Origin of the sequence: Emticicia sp. BO119, assembly GCF_013912375.1 — a bacterium.
Taxonomy (GTDB): domain Bacteria; phylum Bacteroidota; class Bacteroidia; order Cytophagales; family Spirosomataceae; genus Emticicia.
The window spans coordinates 325,055-345,489 of record NZ_JACETV010000003.1; the positions used below are offsets into that span (position 1 = coordinate 325,055).

Genomic DNA, 20,435 nt, shown 5'->3' on the forward strand with positions numbered 1-20,435 from the left:
AATCGTATAATTTCTTCTCCGAATTGTCTTATCGTGAATAATGACTGACAAATAAATTTTCTTCAACTATTTTGAAATCCGGAACAGATCATTAACTTTGAATCACAAAGTACTTTTAAAATCTATAAATACCTCCTTATGAAGATTTCAACAACAAGATTCATTATCTACTTCGTCGTTTCGGCGCTTGTATTTCAGTTTGTTTCTAATTCCCTTTTGGGTAAAGAAGTACGACTATTTCCGATGAACGGCGACATCTTTCCCGGAGCCGCCTCACCCATAACCTGGAAAAGCATCGTGTCCACAATTATATTCCCCATCAAATATATTTTGCTGAGACCCTTGTCATTTTTATTTGAATTACAAGACCCGCCACCACCCTTCCTGCTTTTTGCGTTTGTTTTATACTGGACAGCCATCGCATTTGTGATATATTACCTGCTTAATAAGATATTCGGGCTCAAAAAAGCATAAATGCACAGACAGCCTCCTGTGCTGCTGCTTATGCCAAAATTCTAAATAAATACTCTGCATTGGTTCATTTCAATTCATTTAACCCATTATATGAACAGATTTGAAGAAATATACAATGAAGCAAAGGCCGACAAGTGGTTCAGACGATTTGCTGTTTTTTGCCGTGTTTTTCTGGCCGTGACCTTTCTCATTGCAGGCTATGTTAAAGTGATAGGCGAACGGTTTGCCGAAGGTTTACCTTTCAATAATCCTTTAGGTCATTACTTTTATGCTTTACATGAAACAAGCTATTACTACACCTTTATTGGCATCGGTCAGATTGCAGCAGCCATTTTATTGCTGATTCCGAGAACAGCTTTATTAGGTGCTCTGATGTATTTTCCTATTATGATTAATATTGTTGTACTTACTTATGCTACCCGCTTTGCCGGTACACGTGCCGTTACGTTTGCACTATTAGCAAACCTGTTTCTATTAGTATGGGAATATGAACGTTTGAAATACGTTTTCTTATTAATCTGGGATAAAACCTATTTAAAACAAATTCTGCCATTTGCACAAGCCAGAACAGAGGCACCAGTCATAACAAAGCCTTTGAGATGGCGGCTTCGGGCTATATTTTTTGGTGGTTCGTTTGCCCTCCTCGCTTTTATTATTTTCGGTACTTTCTATTTGTTTGAAATCGGGCCGGGCAACTCTGAGGAAGAGTGCCGGAATCAATGTGCAGGCAGTAAAAATCCGGCGGCTTGTCAGGATTTTTGCGATTGTATTTATAAGCAGGGGCAACCGCTTGATAGTTGTCTGGCAAAATATGATAAGACAACAATAAGCAAAACTGATGCAAAGTAATCATCCTGTAACAGGTTTATATAAACCTGTTACAGGATAAACCAGCCACTCACTCTCCGTTTTTTCTGCGGGTTATTTCTGTCTGGAGGTTTTTCATGGTTTGTGAGTTTCTGCGGCCAACCAGAAAAGCAACTATCAGCAAAATAACAGGCAGAATAAATCCTTTATTTGAAGCCGAATAAATAGCAATACCAAGTAAAAAACCTATAAACACCCCCATCAACACTCGTTGTGATTTTATTTTTTTCTCTTCTTCCTTTAATTCTTCGAGTGTCATTTTAGTATAATCCTGAGTATCAAGCATTTTTTTTAATTGATTGTTAATGTTATTTTTTCTGAGTTTTAAATATTATCAAGTCACACAGCACACCATAACCATGTGGTTATCAACTAATTATAATTCAACAATTACCGTTCCCTTTCAGAGGTAAAGCAATACATCTTTACGAAAGAAGTGTTTGCTTCGCAAATCTCAATCATTAAACCCGGGTTGTCATCAATGCGCAAATATATCAAACTATGGCACAATGAAACAATTAAACTCACATGTTACTTGTATTCTTACACCTAAAAAGACTATTATTGTAATGAATAAGTCTTCGGAAACCCACTTCTTATCAAAACCCAACCAACCTGTTGAAAAAACTCGTTAAAATCCTCACCTGGTTCATTGGCATACTGGCAGTAATAGCCATAACCCTGCTCACTTTTACCGATAATAAACCCCTTGAAGAAACCGGCTATTACACAAAAACCAGAAGCCAGCTCAACAAGCTCAGAATCAATGGTGGCTTCGGAACAACCCTCAAAGCCGGGTGGAGTAAAGAAACCATCAATACCAATGCTGAAACTTATATCGCCGGATATGGCGTTCGCGAAAATCCGGCATCTGCCCTACATGATAGCATCTATGTGCGGGCAATCGTTTTAGATAACGGCCAGCAAAAAGTTGCCATGATCACGATGGATCTACTGATTGCCCCCCCTTTAGTATCAGCGCAGGTGATTACCGCACTTGCCAAGTTGGGTTTCGGCCGTGAACAGCTTTATTTCAGTGCCACACATACGCATAGCAGTGCAGGTGGTTGGGCAGGTGGACTGGCGGGCCGGGCAATAGCCGGCCCAAGGAATGACCAGATGATTCAAACAATTGCCGATGCCATTATCAGAAGTGTTAAAAAAGCAAGCTCATCGGCTTCTGTCTGCAAAATCGGCTTCCAGAAAATCAATGCCAGAGACTACATAACCAATCGTTTGTTCGGAGAGTCAGCCATAGAAGACCCCTATCTGCGAATCATGAAAATAGAAAAGGCTAACAAAGAATCTGCTCTGATACTGACGTATGCCGCCCACCCGACAGATATTCCAAAAGCTGATAACCGGATAAGTGCGGACTATCCGGGTATGTTGGTGAGCAATCTGGAGAAATCGGGATTATATAATTTTGCTGCTTTTTTTGCAGGGGCAGTAGGCAGTATGCGTCCGGCAGACAATGGTAAAGATGGGTATGAAAGGGCTGAATTGATTGCTGATAACCTTGCTAATATGATTAAATCGGGCAGTTCTTCGCTTAAAACAGACACTACTTCTTTGCTACGAACGATTTATTTCCCATTGGCTTTGCATGAGCCTCAGTTGCGATTAACGAAACATATCCGTCTCCGTCCGTGGGTCTTTAACTGGTTGATGGGGAAGCAGGAAGTGGGTATCAATGCCTTACGCATCGGTGACATGGTCTGGATAGGTACTCCCTGCGATTATTCAGGGATGCTATATTGGTCGCCTGATTCTGTGGCGGAGAAGATGGGTAAAAATCTGATTATCACCTCATTTAATGGAGGCTATGTGGGCTATATTACGCCTGACCGATATTATGATACACCTAAAATGGAAACCCAGGAAATGAACTGGTTCGGGCCATATAACGGGCGGTATTTTGGAGAGGTGATTGATGGGCTGGTGTGGGGAGTGGGTAGGTAGGTTCTTGTACTGTGCTCCCTCAGAGTCTACATTAGGCACGCAAGGGACTTTGAGGGCTCGGGGCTTAGGAATGAAGAAGACCTCTCTGCAATCCCCAAAGTCCCTTTTCCTGGCTCTGGCCTGTGCGTACACGAAATCTTCAGGATACATCAAAGTCTCCCTAAATTCCCACGAATGTAATAAAAATCCTACAACAACACCCCCACCGAGAAAGAGTTAAGTTTGTAGCCATGTTCTCTGAAATTGAAAGGGGTCACCCCACCATTCAATACCAGATGCACCCTCTTTATCGACACAATTAAGCCATACTCAAAAATGGCAGATATAGTATTGGTAGATTTAATCTCGTTCAGGTATTGTTTACCATAGCTAAAATTAAAACCCAGATAAGGTTTTACCATATAATCCATCAACTGATACCTGAACCCAAGATAGGCTTTACGGATAGACCTCTCCCGTACATCAGATTCATAACTGTAATGACAATAACCTAATTTTATAAACGTGCTTCTATTAATACCATACACAGGTATCATGGCATAAACATCATAACTTGCCGTAGACTTAAGATGAAATAAATTAATATAATCATCTTTCTTTACTTTGAGCATGCCAATATTACCCCCGACATAAATCCTTTTCAGATTAGTTTTATAAATCTTTCCCCCTCGTTTGATACCCCTATCCTTATTATAGTCTGCTACAGCATTAATAATATTCTTTTCGGAGTAAACAAAAGGCGTAGCCTCCTTAAAATAATTATCATCTTCAAAAGCAACCATCAATACCTTCAGGTAATCCAACTGCCTGTAATATTTCCCGAGCGATAACTGAACCTGCTCTATCGGCAATGTTTTTAAAAATTCTGCTGAAAGTGCATCCAGTTTAAAATCATAGTATTTCTGAGGGATTTCAACCAACTGAAACGAATTTTCAACATAGAAATACTTCAGACCCGACAAGTAGCTCATCCGGTACAGACTCACTTTGCCATCAATCAGTTTTTGCAGAAACACTGTATCCTTTATAATTCCGGCATGGTCATCTTTCAGTAAAAATGTTTCTTCAATAGACCCTCCACCCATCAGCGTTTTCACGGCCTTGTAATTAGTAATTGAAACCACCTTTGAATAAAAGACATTCCCCTCAGTAGAATAAGCACTAATCTGGCTTGGCATAAGCAACACAGGCTTATCTTTTTTGTCTTTTCTGAATTTTATTTCTTTGGAAGAATAGATATTCGAGATACTTCCTCTAAGCGTATCTCCGTTGCTTTTTACAACGTATCCGGTTTTATACACATCTTGTGCTACAACTTTAGTCAATAGTATAGTCAGCAAAATAACCAGGTAAAATAATCTCATGCAGTAGGTTTATTAATTGAAATAGCAAAACTTAAAGTCTGAACAGCAAAATTTATTCATTTGTTCCGTAATGTAACGCAACAATTACACCAAAGATAAAAGTTATTTAAATCTGATAACAGAAAAATTACTATTTACTTTCACGGCTTTGAAGCCTGCTTTTAGCGCTGTTTGAGTTGATCCTATTCCATTAATGAATTTTCTTTATTATCTGCCACATTAACAATGATCCTGTTTACCATTTTTATTCAGGAAATATGTCTCAGAAATAAATGCTATTTTTTTACTGCTTTGTATGTCAATAAAATGGTGGATAATCCTGAGAGATTTAAGATAGACTATTTCTAACTTTTGCTGAATTATAAATCTTGCATTGGCACTCAGATTTATAACCTTACACACGTGGAAGCCACATTCCCATCGCTGCACCGATTATTCCAATCCCCATAATAATTGTAAACACAAAAATAATTGTAGCCGTAAAGAAACTCAAGCCAGTAGTTTGTTTACGTTGCGCATAAAAATACAATTCCAGAATAATCAATGAAAGTGGAATAGCATAAGTGAATATAGCTAATAATGTAAGAAAAGGCCCGGAGAAGGTCTCAGGATCAAAACCTACAGGGCCACCGTTAACCATTAACCAGAACATAAGCCCTACTCTGAAAAACCAGACACCATTAACAACCATAAAGAGACGTAATGCCCATATCCTGTGCGCAGCAAACTGGCGGCGTCTGGCATAGCGAAAGGCTAATAAAGCAAATACAATGATATAAACAGCCTGAATACTGATAGAAATATGTTGACCTGAATCGCCCACCGCACCACGTGTCCAGACCATAGTTAAGCCGGCAGTACTCACCAAAAATACCACAAAAATGTATATTCGCCCCAACCATCGGTGAAAGACCGGGAAGTATTGCCGCATGGATGGAAAAAGTTGCAAAGGACCACCAATAACCATAATGGCCGCGAGTAAGACATGAATAGCCACGATAAGATTTCCTTTCCAGTCACCCGGAACATAGCCATGAGGCAGAACCTTATTCCAATGCTCAAAATCACCGGCAATGGCGGCCTTCCCGTAAAACAGAAGAATATAAAAACCAAATGCCCATTGGCCAGCAGTAGCAATAATCAGCCAGGTTGAGGCGGCAAAGGTAAGCGTTTTTGTAGCCAGCGCATTACTTGTTGGCTGAGGTGAAAGAATATCTACATTAGTTTGCATAAGAATTGAGCATTAAGTTCAGAACAAACTTAAGACAAGACTTTTTGCAGGCATATAGACAAATGTCCAATAAGGATGAGCGGTTGTATATTAGTTCAGGCGTCCGGCAGAAAATAACTTTCTAAGTCTGCTCAGATGTCTCTGTGTAATGCCCAGATAAGAAGCAACATAGCGGAGTGGAACATGCCGGATAATATTGGGTTGATTCTGCAAAAGCTTCAGATAACGTTCCTCTGCTGTCAGGTTAATCATATCACTAATCCGTTTTTTGTCTTCTTCGAGATGTTTCTGTAAAATACGAATCGTATAGTCTTTTTGTGTGATACTGGTCTGCGCCCGCATTTCAACTTCTTCCCGATTGATTCTGAGCAATTCACAGTCAGAAATACAATGTAGGTTTTCGTTGGAAACCGTACGATTCATAAAATGAAAATAAGAAGTAAAAAAACGGGGGCCATTATTAATATCAGTAGTTATTTCATTATCATCTTTATCCAGATAGAAATTCCGCATATGGCCTGACACAATAAAGTTATGATATTGAGGAATTTGGCCGGCAGCCTCAATAATTGTGTCTTTAGGAACAAATACCGGCTGAAACGATTGAAGAATAGACGTCTTATCAACTTCTGGTAACTTTATGCTCTCCTCTATATAATTGAATAATTGTGTAAAATAATGTTCCATAGAAAAAACAATAGAAAGAATATATTTTGAAAATAAATTATTCTGTAAAGGAATCTCACAACCTCTCTGAAGTTATTACATTATAACAGACCTTTAACAGTTCATGCCAGAAAACACCTCACTTGTAAAACTATATACTCAGACAACCTCCATAATTTAATTAATTGCCAAAAAAGCAAATTACTTAAATTTTAGTAGCTGAGTAATAGTTATATCAAAAATATTACTGACTCTCCTGCTAACAAATCCACCACCCCAACAAAATAAAAAACCGTAATCACTAATAAATCAAGTAATTACGGTTAATTTTTTATTTACTGTGTACTATTGGTCAAAAAGCAACTGCTTTTTTAGTTCAATAAGATTAACTCAAACAGTTTCTAAATCTCAAATTAGGATAACATTCAAAATCTCCCCTTACCGTTTTCCATAATTTTTTTCAAAATCAAAACCACTATCTTTTATCCTCACTTATACTACTATCAGGTTTTACTCTGTTTGTGAGCATCGTTTCAATGTTTGTCAATCTGGCTTCAAAGTTTTTGTTTTCGGCTTTTAATTGCGTATTCTCCTTTTGCAATTGCTCAATCATATCCTGTTGCTCTTGCATGGCCTTTATCATGGGTGGCAACAGATCGTTATACCGTACAGAATAATAACCTTTTGCGTCTTTGTGAATGATACCTAAATCTTTGCTACCTGCTTTTTGTAAAGCTGCTTCCAGTTCCTGTGCAATAAGACCCATCTCAATATCATTATTGGTATTACCAACCCGATGATAACTAACAGGGCGCAGTGCTTTAATAAAGCTGATACCAAGCGGTATATCCTGTATGTTTTCTTTATAGCGTCTGTCTGATGTAACAGTCCAGGCAACTCTTATTCTTGCAACCGTGATTGTGGCAGCATCTATACCCATTTGTATTTGTCCATCCGCTGTATCATTTGGTACCTGAGCATTAGCCCCTATCACAATATTGTCACTACCCGAACTTATCAGGTTGCCAGCCTCTCTTCCGATAGCAGTATTATCATGGCCTGAAGTAGCAGTAGTATAACCTGCTATCAGACTTAATGCGTTATACCCTACCGCAGTATTATAATTTCCATGAATATTCGACATCAACGCCATTCTGCCAATAGCTGTATTCTCCTTTCCGGTTACATTAAAAACTAAAGCCCCCTCGCCAAAAGCGCTGTTTGACTCACCATTTGCATTATCGCGTAAAGACAATGCACCAACAGCAGTATTATACATTCCTGTATTATTTACAGGTTGCACAGTACCCCTCAAGGCTTCAAATCCGACAGCTGTATTATAGGTCTCACTCAGAATGAATTCATCCCTATTATTAGCATAATACATGGCATTATAGCCTACTGCGGTATTCATACGTTTAGACACATTATTGAACAATGCCCCTGATCCGATGGCTACATTATATGTACCTGAGATATTCTTTTCCATCGCAGATGTCCCAACGGCAGTATTATAATTACCATTTGCGGTAGAAAAGAGTGTCTTTGCCCCGATAGCTGTATTATGGACTCCGGTATTAACAGAATAGAGAGCCGACAAACCCATAGCCGTATTGTAAACACCTGTGGTTAGAAAACCAAACGGATAATAGCCAAAAGCTATATTGCTTGGGTCTTTGGATGGTGAGCCTCCCGGAGCGGCTGTCAGGCCGGATGTAACACCTTTAGGGGTTATCGTGATTTGCCCGTCATTAGCATCAGTGACAAATAGCTGAGCGAAAGTCTGAATCGTCATCAAACAAATACATGAGGAAAGAATAAGTTTTTTCATAGATTTTATTAGAAACTGGTTGAATTGATTAAATGGAATTAGTTAAAATTTAGCTTTTTAACGAGCGAACCTGCCTGTATGTAGGGTAAGTAAAGACTTAGACTCCTAATTGTGAAGTCCGCTTTACGAGGCTTTTAAATCTTATATGTAGCGTTAGATTAAATACTTCAAAACTGAATATCCTGAATCTGCCCACCCGGCTGTGTTTTTAAGGAACACTCGCAACTACTTCATCTTCTATCAATTAAGCCATACCTCTTTCCGGTAGTGTCTTGCAGGCGTCATAAAATGCTTCGGCATTGAGCATGATATTTATTTGAATGAGTAGTAATTGCTAAAAAATCAAATACTAATTTACAAACAATCCCAATCAAAAAAAAGGGTTAAGAAAAAATGTAAACAATGTGGCAAAGCCTTTGAAGCTAAAAGAGCCGATTCAATGTATTGTTCTAATAGTTGCAAGCAAAAAGCACATCAACAAAGAAGTGTTGAGAAAGAACAAACACCAGTTGAACCAAACGAGATGCAGGCTTTCTATCTTGATGAGTATCAAATGACTGAATGTGAAATGTCTTTCATTACCTATTGCTTCGCGAGACGCTCTTTAGTTTATAATGCAACAATTGACCAGATAAAAGATTATTTTAACTTAATTGGAAATGAAAAATGGACTTGGGCAGAATTAAATGATTACCTGACAGGTATTAAAGCATTTAATGAATTCAATGAAAGATTTCATAATAATGAGTTTACTATATATCCTAATAGGTTTACTGATGGAAAAGACATTTATGGAGTGGAAATGTTAAGTTAATACGCAAATGAATCTTATTTTGACTTTGCTAAATGCCTTAAGACCCAGTTTTAAGGCTTTTTAGTAGTTAATAAAAAACTACCGAGAAATAATTTTATCTTTACGAAATACTCTTTAAATTAGCCATATAAAAGTAATGTGTATCTTTTGTTTAAAGTATTTATTAACTCTGTATTATTATAAAATAAAAGGCAATGAATCCATATAAAAACAAAAACTTGAATGAATTTATAACATCAATTCCACAGGAAGTGATTGAAAAAAATACTCATTTACAAGATGAAGAAAATAAACGTGTTTATAAAGAATTCATAGACAATTTGAAAGTTGGAAAATGTTTTATTTGTGGAGAAAAAATGAGTGATTTTGTAGAACAGAAACCCTGCTTTCATTGGTTTACTTATCCCAATGGGATAAAAAAGAAAAACTTCGAAAACTACCTTAATAAACCTCTTGGCTTCTTTCAATTAGATTCTTATTTTAGATGGCTAGCAAATAGTGAGAAGTTGTTTATCAATGTAAATGACTTAAAAGAAGAAACCTCTACAACTTCATATCTTGAAACTACTTATAAGTACAAAAATATAGAGTGGGCTTTTTCTATTGGGTATACAGATAAAGATGGGCATCCTAATGCACAAATTGGTGCATTTCCACATTATCATTTACAAATGAAAGTCGATGATAGAATATTTCTTAAATTTAACGACTTTCATATTCCTTTTTCAGATCATGACTTATTTGTCCTTGAACTTTTAGAACAAGCTAGTGATAGAGTAAAATGGGGGCATTCTTTTGGACATGGTGTTGGTATTATAGAGGATGAGAAAAACCTTGAAATAATAGATGATTTAATGATTACTACAGATGACTCTGAAAATGCACCATTTAATAGACATACGATTATTGAAGCTCCAGAAGGCCAAACAATTTCAAGTGAAATAATTCTACAGGCGATTGAAGAAAGCAAAAAAACAAAAAAACCTGTTGGAAAAATTTTGCAAGAATTACTTACAGATGCTAAAACAGCAACGATAATAGTACCAGGAAAAGGAGTAACTAAAATGACAAAACGTAGCGGAAAAAAATAAAATAATTCTTGTCACTAACACCACTACTAACAAACCCACCATCCCAACAAAATAAAAAACCGTAACTAATTGAAAATCAATTAATTACGGTCATCTATTTGTTTACTGTGTACCCAGAGCCGGAGTCGAACCGGCATGCCCGTGAAGGCATTGGTGTTTGAGACCAACGCGTCTACCGATTCCGCCATCTGGGCATATCCCTCGGTATTCTTTCGAATTGGGACTGCAAAGGTAAGGCTTTGCGTTTACAATTCAAAATTCCTTATAAAAAATATTGAGTGATTTAGTGAATGAGTGATTTAGTGATTATTTTTAATTAATTCTTCTAATCACTCATTCACTAAATCACTCAATCACTAAATCCTCACTATCTCCGCTCCTATCGCATTCAGGCGGCCATCAATATTCTGATACCCCCGGTCTATCTGCTCAATATTATCAATAATGCTCGTGCCTTCAGCCGACAACGCCGCAATCAGCAAAGATACCCCCGCACGTATATCCGGCGAAGTCATTCTGATACCCCTTAACTTATGCTCTCGGTTCAGCCCTATCACATTGGCACGGTGTGGGTCGCAGAGAATAATCTGTGCCCCCATATCAATCAGTTTATCAACAAAGAACAGGCGGCTCTCAAACATCTTCTGGTGTATCAGCACCGTACCTTTGGCTTGTATCGCTGTTACTAATACAATCGAAATCAGGTCAGGCGTAAAGCCCGGCCAGGGTGCATCATAAATCGTCAGGATAGACCCATCAATCAACGAACTGATTTCATAATGCGTCTGCGCCGGAATATGAATATCATCACCTCTGAACTCCATCTGAATCCCTAATTTCCTGAACACATCAGGGATAATCCCCAATTCAGGTATCCGGCAGTTTTTAATCGTAATCTCCGATTGTGTCATAGCTGCCATCCCGATAAAACTGCCAATCTCAATCATATCAGGCAGCATCGTATGCTCGCAGCCGTGTAGTTCTTTTACTCCTTCAACCGTCAATAGGTTCGATCCCACCCCTGATATTTTCGCACCCATGCTGTTCAGCATCTTGCTCAGTTGTTGCAGATAAGGCTCACAGGCAGCGTTATAAATAGTGGTAGTTCCCTCGGTCATGGCCGCAGCCATCAATACATTGGCCGTACCCGTAACCGAAATCTCGTCCATCCATACATACGCCCCCTTCATTTTCGAGCCCTCTACTGTATAAAAAGCGTCATTAGGGTCATAGATAAACTCTGCGCCTAATTTCTGAAAACCCGTAAAGTGGGTATCCAACGGCCGGCGACCAATTTTATCACCACCGGGGCGAGGGGCTTTACCTTTGCCAAAGCGCGCGAGCATCGGCCCTAACAGCATGATAGACCCACGCAAAGCCGAAGCTTTATCTTTGTATTCCGGTGTTTCAAAATAATCAAAATTCACATTATCGGCCTGAAAACGATAGGACCCTACTCCCGTTTTTTCACAGCGCACCCCCATATCTGCCAGCAATTCAATCAGTTTGTTTACATCTCTGATATCCGGAATATTATGAATCGTTACAGGCTCTTTCGTCATCAAAACCGCACATACAATCTGTAACGCTTCGTTTTTTGCCCCCTGTGGTATAATTTCTCCCTGTAGTTTTTTTCCGCCTGTTATTTTAAATGATGCCATATTTCAGAATATCAATGCTATTATTTTTGAAATGTTGAGGGTGTTAAACTAAGAATACAATCAATAGTACGCACCATATTTCTCAGCACAGAGACAGAGAAACAGCCGGCCAATGCCATTGAAGCGAAGAAAAACACCCGCCTTACTATCTCCTTTTATTATTTCTGTTATTATTATTGTTGTTATTATTCCGGTCGTTTTTATACCCACCGCCAAAATTCTTGTTACGGTCACGGTTATCATTACGGTTCCGGTCCCGGTTATCACGCTCTCCCCTTTCAGGTCTGTCTCTGAACTGGCTACCGCCCTGTCCTTGTTGAGGCTGAGGAATGCGTTGACGGCTCCCGTTTCCGTCTTTAGGTGATGATTCCATCAAACCATCACGGCGCAATGCATCTATTTCCGATTGAAATCTGAACCCGGACAACTCCAATATCTGTTGCAGGCAGTCTTCTGTTTCAATCGAATCCTTGTTCCAGGTCTGATAAAAGTTTTTCATCAGCCGCACCATATAAGAGATAAAAGCCTTGCGGTCTTCTATATCTTCTGTAATCATGGCTTTCAAGACCAGCAATTCAAGATTGCGCCCATAAAACCGATGTTTCAGATGATGTTGGTTATAAGGAACTGACATAGGCCTTTTACCTAATATCTCTTTCGGAGGAGCCGGAAACGGACTATCCACATCGAGGTCAAAGTTGGCAATGATATATAAATCATCCCACAGTTTTTTAGAATAGTCAATGCCTTCACGCATATTCGGGTGAATCTGACGCATCAGTTCTACCAGGATATGCGCATATTTTGTCCGTTGCTCTTTATCGGGCAGACTAATAATATAGTCGGTTAATTTCTGAATGTTACTACCGTATTCTTTCACGATATTTTAAAAATGTAATGAGTGATGCTATAATATTCTTTTGTAGAGACCTATTGCAATGGCGCGGCGAACCGAACGTCTCATTGGTCTATCCAAACCAATAAATTTACTATATGTAGAATGTCTTGAAAGGATAGATAAATACTTTGTATCCTGACAGACCCCTGGAAATAGAATGCATCGCTGGCAAACCGTTAGTTCTCTACCAATATCCGATACATTTTAAACGTTTATTTAAGGAATTTTAAATTTCGTTCACAAAATAAATCTCTACAGATTAACAATCCTGCATACGTAATAATGTTAATTCTATACGTATTATTGCTAAACACAGCAAAAGTAACAAAAATTAGCCGTTGGGTTAAATTTTTATCTAATTTTGAACATAAATTTCAAAACTGATTTTAGATGTATTTGAAAAACGCTGCTTTCTACCTTATAATTTATGCTTTCCTGAGTGGTTGTAGTAAAAAAATTACCCAAGAGTTTGTTTCCCGGTCGCCCGCACCCAAGCGCGAGTTCCGGGCCGTGTGGGTCGCCACCATTGATAACATCGACTGGCCCTCCCGCAAAGGCTTACCCTCAGAAACCCAGCAGCAAGAATTCAGAACTCTGCTCGACCGCCAGAAAAGCTATGGCATGAATGCCGTGCTGGTGCAGGTGAGAGCCGCCGCTGATGCCTTCTATGCCCGAAGCAAAGAACCCTGGTCTGAGTGGCTCACTGGCCAACAAGGCAAAGCTCCTGACCCCTTCTATGACCCCATGACCTTTATGATTCATGAAGCCCACCAGCGCAATATGGAGTTCCATGCATGGCTCAACATGAACCGGGGCGCACATAAAGTATCCAAAAGCATTGTAGAAGACCACCTCATTAATACCAGACCCGAATGGTTTCTTACCTATGGCGGTTATCGGTTGTTTAATCTCGGCATACCCGAAGTAAGAGCGTATATCACCGAAATTGTGCTCAATATAGTCAGAAATTATGATGTCGACGGTATCCATTTCGATGATTATTTTTATCCTTATACCATAGCCAACGAAAAGCTGAAAGATGAAGATACCTTCAGAAGAAATAAAAACGGTTTTTCGAATATCGAAGACTGGCGGCGCAATAATGTAGACCTCATTATCAAGGCTATCAGCGACGGAATCAAAGAGATAAAACCGAAGGTAAAATTTGGTATAAGCCCGGTCGGAGTATGGCGCAATGCCTCCGTTGACCCCACCGGCTCAAAAACACAGGGTGGACAAACCTCTTACGACAACCTCTATGCCGATACCCGAAAATGGGTACAAAAAGGCTGGATTGATTACATTGCCCCACAGATATACTTTAGCTTTGAGTTTAATAAAGTCCCGTATGGGGTATTGGCTGAGTGGTGGACAAAAAACGCTTACCAAAGGCATTTATACATAGGTCATGGGGTGTATCGTGTAAAAGCAGGCAGCAATGAGGCAGGTTGGGAAAAAGCCAGTCAGATTCCGCGACAGGTGCGCTACAACCGCAGTAAAGCACAGATTTCGGGGAGTATTTTCTATAGTGCCAAACCTTTGAGCAAAAACGAATTATCCGTAAACGACTCACTACGCAACCTGTATTTTTATCCGGCACTCCCTCCGGCCATGCCCTGGAAAGATAATATACCACCCAACGCACCCGAGAACGTACAGGCAAAAAAGGTGAACGATGCAGGAATGCTCATCAGTTGGGATGCCCCTGCCCTCCCGGCAAAAGATGGTGATAACCCCACATCTTTTGTTCTATACAGGTTTGATAAAAACGAAAAAATAAACCTTGACAACCCTTCAAAAATCATTGCCATTGTCAGAAACGAAGGCATATTGGGTTATACAGACAGGTATTATGAGCCAGGCAAATCCTATACCTATGTAGTAACCTCGCTCGACCGCCTGAGCAATGAGAGTGAAATGAGTAATGTTGTACAAGTAAAATAAGGAATGCAGGTTATCTCAATGAATGTAATCAAAAAACAAGCCTTTATCAGTACAATCTTCTCTTATGCAGGAGTATTGGTAGGCTTTATTTCACAGTTTTTTATTTTTCCCAATTTCTTCGAAAAAGAAGAGATCGGCTTGCTGAACGTATTGCTGTCGTATATGTATGTCATGGTACAGCTCTCTTCATTAGGCTTCAATGCCGCCGGAAGCCGCTTTTTTGTTCATTTCCGCAATGCCCGTCAGGGTCATAAAGGTTATCTGTTTTTAGGGCTATCAATAGGCATGGTTGGGTTTCTCCTTTGCAGTATCGGTGTATTTTTTCTGAAAGACTGGATGATTGCCAGTAAAGGCAAGTCAGACCTACTCGCCACCAGTTTCTATTTTCTTTTACCCATTACCTTTGCCACGCTTCTCTTTAACCTGTTTGATAATTACGCCAAAAACCTCTACGAAACCGTAACGGGCACTTTCTTGTCGCAGTTTCTACAACGTTTCCTCATTATGGCTTCCTTGTTCCTGGTAGTTTTCAAGGTGCTCGATTTCTCTCAGTATATATGGGTATGGGTATTAGCGGTGTCGTTCTATGTAGTGCCAATGATATGGAAAGCCACACGATTAGATGGTTTTTCTTTGAAACCGGATTTTTCGTTGATGACCCCCAGATTCACGAAAGAATTTGCCACTTATAGTTTCCTGACTATACTGACAGGTTTTTCATCAATGATAATTCTCTACATTGATAAAATCATGCTGGCAGAAATCACAACCTTGCAGGAAACTGGTGTCTACAGCACAGCCGCCTTTTTCGGGAGCGTCATGGGAATGTCTCTCTTAGCCCTCAACAAAGCCTCAGCACCAATCATTGTCGACTCCTTCGCCGCCAATGACCTCAAAAACATTGATACCATTTACCGCAAAAGCTGTACTACCTCGCTCATTGTCGGTTGCTGGATTTTCCTGGGCATTTATCTTAACCTCGATAATCTTTTCGAGTTTCTTCCGGCAGGTTTTGAAGAAGGCAGATGGGTAATTATTATCCTTAGTTTAGGCAAATTATTCGATTTAGCCACCGGGCTCAACGGTACTATCCTGACACTCTCGCCCTATTATCGCTACGATACCTACATCATGATCAGCCTTATCGGGCTGACAGTCTTTCTCAACTGGCTTTTGATACCCATATACGGCATGAATGGCGCAGCCTTTGCTCTTGCGTTGGCTACTATTTATTACAATGCCGTAAGATACGCCCTGCTCTGGTGGAAATTAGGTATGCAACCTTTTACGGTTGATATTCCGAAAGTATTACTCATTATGGTTCTGGTTGGTTTGGCTGTAAGCCTGATACCGATAACCGAAGGCACAAAATTCAAAACCGTGATTGATATAGCCTACCGTTCTACGGCTATCACCCTGATTTATGGTGTTATCATCTATTGGAGCAATGTCTCTCCTGAATTGAACGGGGCAATGAAGAATTTGTGGAAAGCAGTTGTTGGGTTTGGGAAGAGGTAGAAGTTTATACATTATTTGTAGAGACGTAAAGGTTCGCCGTTGCAATGCAACACGTCTCTACAAATAATGGGCATTATAATCACTCTCCCTTCTTCTCAAGTTTATAAACCTTCCCTGTACTATAATTCAATATATATAATTCTTTATCAGCATCTTCACCAAAGGCAGAAACACTACTCACATTACCGATTATATCGCCACTATCAGTTGCTTTCGCGCCGTCATACTTCAAAGACCATATCTTGCCGCTTACATAATCTCCGAATACATATTTCCCTACCAGATCAGGCAGTTTTTTCCCTCTATACACTACTCCTCCCGTTACCGATCGGCCATCAGCCCCCTGTTTGTAAGACCATACCGGAGCTATCAACCCTGCCTGATTACAGTTAGTGCCTCCACCATAACAATCATTGGCCTCCTTGATCTTCCAGCCATAATTGCCCCCTTTGGTAATAATATCTATCTCCTCAACTTCATTTTGCCCAACATCCCCTGCCCATAAATTATTATTGGCAGAATCAAAACTGAATCGCCACGGATTGCGCAGACCATACGCATATATCTCCTGCATAAAGCCCTCAGTATTACCCCGGTAAGGGTTATTATCAGGGATGGTATATTTTTCCGTTTCTGCCACATTCACATCTATCCGCAGGATTTTCCCCAGCAGATTTTTACGGTTCTGCGCATTGTTTTGCGGGTCTCCGCCACTCCCCCCGTCACCCGTAGCAATATATAAGTAACTATCAGCCCCAAAAGCCAACTTACCCCCATTATGGTTGGAATACGGTTGCTCAAAGGTTAAAAGAATCTTTTCGCTGTTAGCATCTGCTACCTGCGAACCCGGGTTAACCCTGAATCTCGAAATAACAGTCTGCCGACTTGGCGAATTGCGGTTATAATTCACATAAAAATACCCATTGGTTTTAAAATCCGGGTGGAAGGCTAACCCTAACAGGCCCATTTCGCCACCAGCATCTACCCGGGCATCAATGTCTAAAAATACCGCTGCCTGCGAGGTGGTGGATACATTATCAAATACCCTGATAACCCCTCTCTGCTCAATAACATATACCTTGTTGGTACCATCACCGGCATGGGTAAACTCAACCGGGCTACTGAAGGTAAGATTCGGAAAAGCCACAACCGCCTGATACTCTCTCGAAACCGGATTAGCCGTTGAATCCACAGGCTCATCTGTCGGGTCTGAATTAATTTTACAATTAAAGCCCAGCAAAGTACTAAGTGTTGCTAAAGTGATTAGAATGATTACTTTTTTCATATAAGTTCTGGATTTTTAACATAACGACCGAAACAATTAATTAATTTACAATACACCAGAAATATACGAAAATAGTATGCCAGAGGTGGGGTAGATAGTTGGTTATTTGTTTTTCAGTAGAGACGTAACAGCGCACCGTTACGTCTCTACTGAAAATTAACATCCCTAAACCACCTCCAGTTCCCTTGCTAATCCCTCCAGCTCACGTAAATCCTCTTTAAACCCCTCACTTTTACGATTATTAAACAGCCCGAACCGAAACGCCAGAAAGTAAATAACCAAACAGATCCCCATCGGAATAGCCGTATCTATCAGGGCAGAAACCAGCGCTTGCTTCGCTAATTTATTAGGCAGAAACGACAGCACCGTCAGACAGCCCGAAGACAACATCAGTATCCCGAACCATCGTTCCAATCGCTTGTTTTTCTCATATTCACTAATCACATGCTGAAGAAACGCCCCCAGAGTAGTGCTGTTCATATCCATATTTATAATAGCATTGCTCTTGAAAATAGCCACCAATGCCATAATAATACCTATAGCCAGAAACACAAAAGGTACAAACTGGATTGGGTAAATGAAATCAAAAGGATTACCCACAAAGACTGCCCCTAAAAGCACCAGTTCAGATACCATCAGCACAAAGAAAAAGGTATTCTCGCGTTTAATCTGTGCCACTCTTGATTTTGACCTTTCCTTAATCATACCTACAATCAGTTTTTCAGTTAGCAACTGAGAAGTTTGTAGTTTCTGGTCGTAGACCTGCCATGCCGATTTCAATTCATCTAAATTCATATGCTGTCAGATTTAATGAGTTTTTCTAATTTGATTTTAATTCTGTTAATCCTCACCCCTACGTTCGAGTGTGTGATGCCAACGATTTCGGCGATTTCATCATAGCTTTTATCATCTAAATACAGCATGATAATCGCCTTTTCAATCTCCGATAACTGCTCAATAGCCTTTTGAAGCAAGCCTGTATGGTTGTTCTCATTCTGAAAAAAACCCATATCAGGAATCTGCAACTCACTGACCGAAATACTGCTTCTTTCCGGCTTTCTGCTTTCTTTTCTGAAATTGGAAATAGCCGTATTCAGTGCTACTCTGTAGAGCCAGGTAGTATTTTTTGACTCACCTCTGAAACGCGGATAAGATGTCCACAACTGCAAAACAATCTCCTGAAAAAGGTCTTTTTTATCGTCGTCGTCACGACAATACAGATTACATACTTTATAAATGAGGCCTCTGTTTGTATTAATCAATTGAATAAAATCCTTTTCCATTCGCTGATGTTTTGTTTAAACAATTAGTCGTGGGTTGAGGGAAAAACTTACATATTAGTCAGGATTTTTTTATTACGGAATTTTTAACCACAGAGGTGCACGAAGTTAGACACTAAGTTTCACGAAGGGTTCAGGTGAGACAACTCTGTGCACCTCCGTCTCTAACTCAGTGACACTCTGTGGTAAATAACACCTCTCCACCTGCTAAAGATATGCCAAAAATTCACGTAATTCGCACTCATAATCAAGCAACTATTTCTTGAAAATCCTTCTCATAAATACCGACGATAGCATGGGTGGCGCGGCCATTGCCTGTTTGCGGTTGCTTTCGGTTTTAGAACATGAAAAAGACATAGAAGCCAGACTATTAGTACAAGAAAAGAAACGCAATAGACCCGATGTAGAAGCGGTTGCGAAAGGCTGGTTAGACAAAAAAATGGCATTCGCCCGTTTCATGGCCGAACGGCTATATTTCCACCGATATGAAAAAACCAAAGAAGTACGCTTCGCGTTCTCTCCTGCCAATACAGGCATCGACATTTCGCAGCACCCTTTAGTGCAAGAAGCTGATATTCTGCATTTACATTGGCTCAACTTCGGGTTTCTTTCCATCACTTCACTCAAAAAACTATTCAGCTTAGGCAAGCCCATCGTCTGGACATTACATGATATGTGGGCATTTACAGGTGGTTGTCATCACAGTGGTGATTGCGAGAATTATCAGGATCATTGTGGCAATTGCCTCCCTTATCTGCGGACTCCATCCCCTGATGATTTATCGGCTAAGGTGTGGCAACGCAAAAATGAAATCTTTGGAGATACAACTCAACTCCCTCCTGTTCAGATAATCGGTTGTAGTGAATGGTTAGCCAACAGAGCACGCAAAAGCAGTTTGTTTAAAAACCTGTCTATCGGTGCTATTCCGAATCCTTTAGATATAACGGTTTTTAAACCAACGGAAAGAGCAGAAGCCAGAATAAAGCTGAATCTGCCTGTTGATAAGAAGCTTATTTTATTTGCGGCAGCAAAGGTGACAGTTATCTGGAAAGGATTCAGCTATTTCCAGGAGTCTCTGCAACTATTAAAAGAACACATTGATAAGCCAGACGAAATTGAATTAGTAATTTTAGGCGAAAGTGATCCAGAACTCAATAAAACGCTCCCTTTCAGAACCCATGCGTTAGGGCGAATAGCAGATGCAGAAAAAATTGCTTTGATTTATTCAGCGGCTGACGTATTCACGATCCCGTCCATTCAGGAAAACCTGCCGAATACTATCATGGAAGCCATGGCCTGCGGCACACCCGCAGTAGGTTTTGAAGTAGGCGGTATCCCCGAAATGATTGCACACCAGCAAACCGGATATTTGGCCAGATACAAATCAGCCGAAAATTTTGCAGAGGGCATCAGATGGGTATTATTTAAGGCAGATGCTGAAACCTTAGCCAACAATGCAAGGAGAAAGGTCATAGAGAATTATTCGCAGGAAGTCGTGAAAGAGAAGTATCTGGGTATATATAAGAGACTAACAGATTAATTGCAGAAT

Annotated in this window: 18 protein-coding genes and 1 tRNA gene; 8 read left to right on the forward strand and 11 right to left on the reverse strand. The window is 40.0% G+C overall.

What is annotated here, in order from left to right:
• The first annotated feature begins 138 nt into the window (after nt 1-138).
• Nucleotides 139-474: a hypothetical protein gene (locus H1R81_RS12755; protein ID WP_181841110.1), complete on the forward strand. Its 336-nt coding sequence runs from the start codon at nt 139-141 to the stop codon at nt 472-474.
• A gap of 90 nt (nt 475-564) precedes the next feature.
• Nucleotides 565-1,323, forward strand: a complete 759-nt coding sequence (locus tag H1R81_RS12760) for a DoxX family protein (protein WP_181841111.1) — start codon at nt 565-567, stop codon at nt 1,321-1,323.
• Between the two features lie 49 nt (nt 1,324-1,372).
• Here the strand turns inward: H1R81_RS12760 and H1R81_RS12765 are convergent, their stop codons facing one another.
• A complete protein-coding gene (locus H1R81_RS12765) occupies nt 1,373-1,627 on the reverse strand; it encodes a hypothetical protein (RefSeq protein ID WP_181841112.1) in 255 nt (84 codons plus the stop codon).
• A gap of 332 nt (nt 1,628-1,959) precedes the next feature.
• Here H1R81_RS12765 and H1R81_RS12770 point away from each other — a divergent pair, with 332 nt between their 5' ends.
• Nucleotides 1,960-3,303, forward strand: a complete 1,344-nt coding sequence (locus H1R81_RS12770) for a neutral/alkaline non-lysosomal ceramidase N-terminal domain-containing protein (RefSeq protein WP_181841113.1) — start codon at nt 1,960-1,962, stop codon at nt 3,301-3,303.
• A gap of 188 nt (nt 3,304-3,491) precedes the next feature.
• Here H1R81_RS12770 and H1R81_RS12775 read toward each other — a convergent pair whose 3' ends face one another.
• The 4 genes from H1R81_RS12775 to H1R81_RS12790 all read right to left on the reverse strand — a co-directional run bounded on the left by H1R81_RS12775 (nt 3,492) and on the right by H1R81_RS12790 (nt 8,395).
• Nucleotides 3,492-4,667: a hypothetical protein gene (locus H1R81_RS12775; RefSeq protein ID WP_181841114.1), complete on the reverse strand. Its 1,176-nt coding sequence runs from the start codon at nt 4,665-4,667 to the stop codon at nt 3,492-3,494.
• 394 nt (nt 4,668-5,061) lie between these two features.
• Entirely contained in the window at nt 5,062-5,898 is an 837-nt protein-coding gene (locus H1R81_RS12780) for a DUF2306 domain-containing protein (protein WP_181841115.1), read from the reverse strand.
• 90 nt (nt 5,899-5,988) lie between these two features.
• Nucleotides 5,989-6,585, reverse strand: coding sequence for a Crp/Fnr family transcriptional regulator (locus tag H1R81_RS12785; RefSeq protein ID WP_181841116.1), 597 nt, complete (start codon nt 6,583-6,585; stop codon nt 5,989-5,991).
• A 454-nt stretch (nt 6,586-7,039) separates the two neighbouring features.
• Nucleotides 7,040-8,395, reverse strand: coding sequence for a tail fiber domain-containing protein (locus tag H1R81_RS12790; protein ID WP_181841117.1), 1,356 nt, complete (start codon nt 8,393-8,395; stop codon nt 7,040-7,042).
• A 331-nt stretch (nt 8,396-8,726) separates the two neighbouring features.
• On the opposite strand from H1R81_RS12790, the gene H1R81_RS12795 reads away from it, so the two are divergent.
• Nucleotides 8,727-9,209 (forward strand): hypothetical protein, encoded by a 483-nt coding sequence (locus H1R81_RS12795; protein ID WP_181841118.1) that lies wholly within the window; start codon nt 8,727-8,729, stop codon nt 9,207-9,209.
• Nucleotides 9,210-9,403: 194 nt separating this feature from the next.
• A complete protein-coding gene (locus H1R81_RS12800) occupies nt 9,404-10,300 on the forward strand; it encodes a hypothetical protein (RefSeq protein WP_181841119.1) in 897 nt (298 codons plus the stop codon).
• 110 nt (nt 10,301-10,410) lie between these two features.
• Here H1R81_RS12800 and H1R81_RS12805 read toward each other — a convergent pair.
• The 3 genes from H1R81_RS12805 to H1R81_RS12815 all read right to left on the reverse strand — a co-directional run bounded on the left by H1R81_RS12805 (nt 10,411) and on the right by H1R81_RS12815 (nt 12,841).
• A tRNA-Leu gene (locus H1R81_RS12805) sits at nt 10,411-10,494 on the reverse strand.
• 162 nt (nt 10,495-10,656) lie between these two features.
• A complete protein-coding gene (gene murA, locus H1R81_RS12810; protein ID WP_181841120.1) occupies nt 10,657-11,961 on the reverse strand; it encodes a UDP-N-acetylglucosamine 1-carboxyvinyltransferase in 1,305 nt (434 codons plus the stop codon).
• Nucleotides 11,962-12,106: 145 nt separating this feature from the next.
• Nucleotides 12,107-12,841, reverse strand: coding sequence for a DUF4290 domain-containing protein (locus H1R81_RS12815; RefSeq protein WP_181841121.1), 735 nt, complete (start codon nt 12,839-12,841; stop codon nt 12,107-12,109).
• Between the two features lie 408 nt (nt 12,842-13,249).
• Between H1R81_RS12815 and H1R81_RS12820 the strand changes: the two genes are divergently transcribed.
• Entirely contained in the window at nt 13,250-14,803 is a 1,554-nt protein-coding gene (locus H1R81_RS12820; protein ID WP_181841122.1) for a glycoside hydrolase family 10 protein, read from the forward strand.
• Between the two features lie 3 nt (nt 14,804-14,806).
• Complete coding sequence (locus tag H1R81_RS12825) at nt 14,807-16,321, forward strand: lipopolysaccharide biosynthesis protein (RefSeq protein WP_181841123.1); 1,515 nt, start codon at nt 14,807-14,809, stop codon at nt 16,319-16,321.
• 79 nt (nt 16,322-16,400) lie between these two features.
• Here H1R81_RS12825 and H1R81_RS12830 read toward each other — a convergent pair whose 3' ends face one another.
• From H1R81_RS12830 to H1R81_RS12840, 3 genes are all read right to left on the reverse strand, one after another.
• Nucleotides 16,401-17,606: a sorbosone dehydrogenase family protein gene (locus H1R81_RS12830; protein WP_181841124.1), complete on the reverse strand. Its 1,206-nt coding sequence runs from the start codon at nt 17,604-17,606 to the stop codon at nt 16,401-16,403.
• Nucleotides 17,607-17,771: 165 nt separating this feature from the next.
• On the reverse strand, nt 17,772-18,401 hold the full coding sequence (locus H1R81_RS12835; RefSeq protein WP_181841125.1) for a hypothetical protein: 630 nt from the start codon (nt 18,399-18,401) through the stop codon (nt 17,772-17,774).
• Complete coding sequence (locus H1R81_RS12840) at nt 18,398-18,889, reverse strand: RNA polymerase sigma factor (protein ID WP_181841126.1); 492 nt, start codon at nt 18,887-18,889, stop codon at nt 18,398-18,400. The genes H1R81_RS12835 and H1R81_RS12840 overlap by 4 nt, the downstream gene beginning before the upstream one ends.
• Nucleotides 18,890-19,148: 259 nt before the next feature.
• Here H1R81_RS12840 and H1R81_RS12845 point away from each other — a divergent pair, with 259 nt between their 5' ends.
• Nucleotides 19,149-20,426 (forward strand): glycosyltransferase family 4 protein, encoded by a 1,278-nt coding sequence (locus tag H1R81_RS12845; RefSeq protein ID WP_181841127.1) that lies wholly within the window; start codon nt 19,149-19,151, stop codon nt 20,424-20,426.
• Nucleotides 20,427-20,435: the final 9 nt, after the last annotated feature.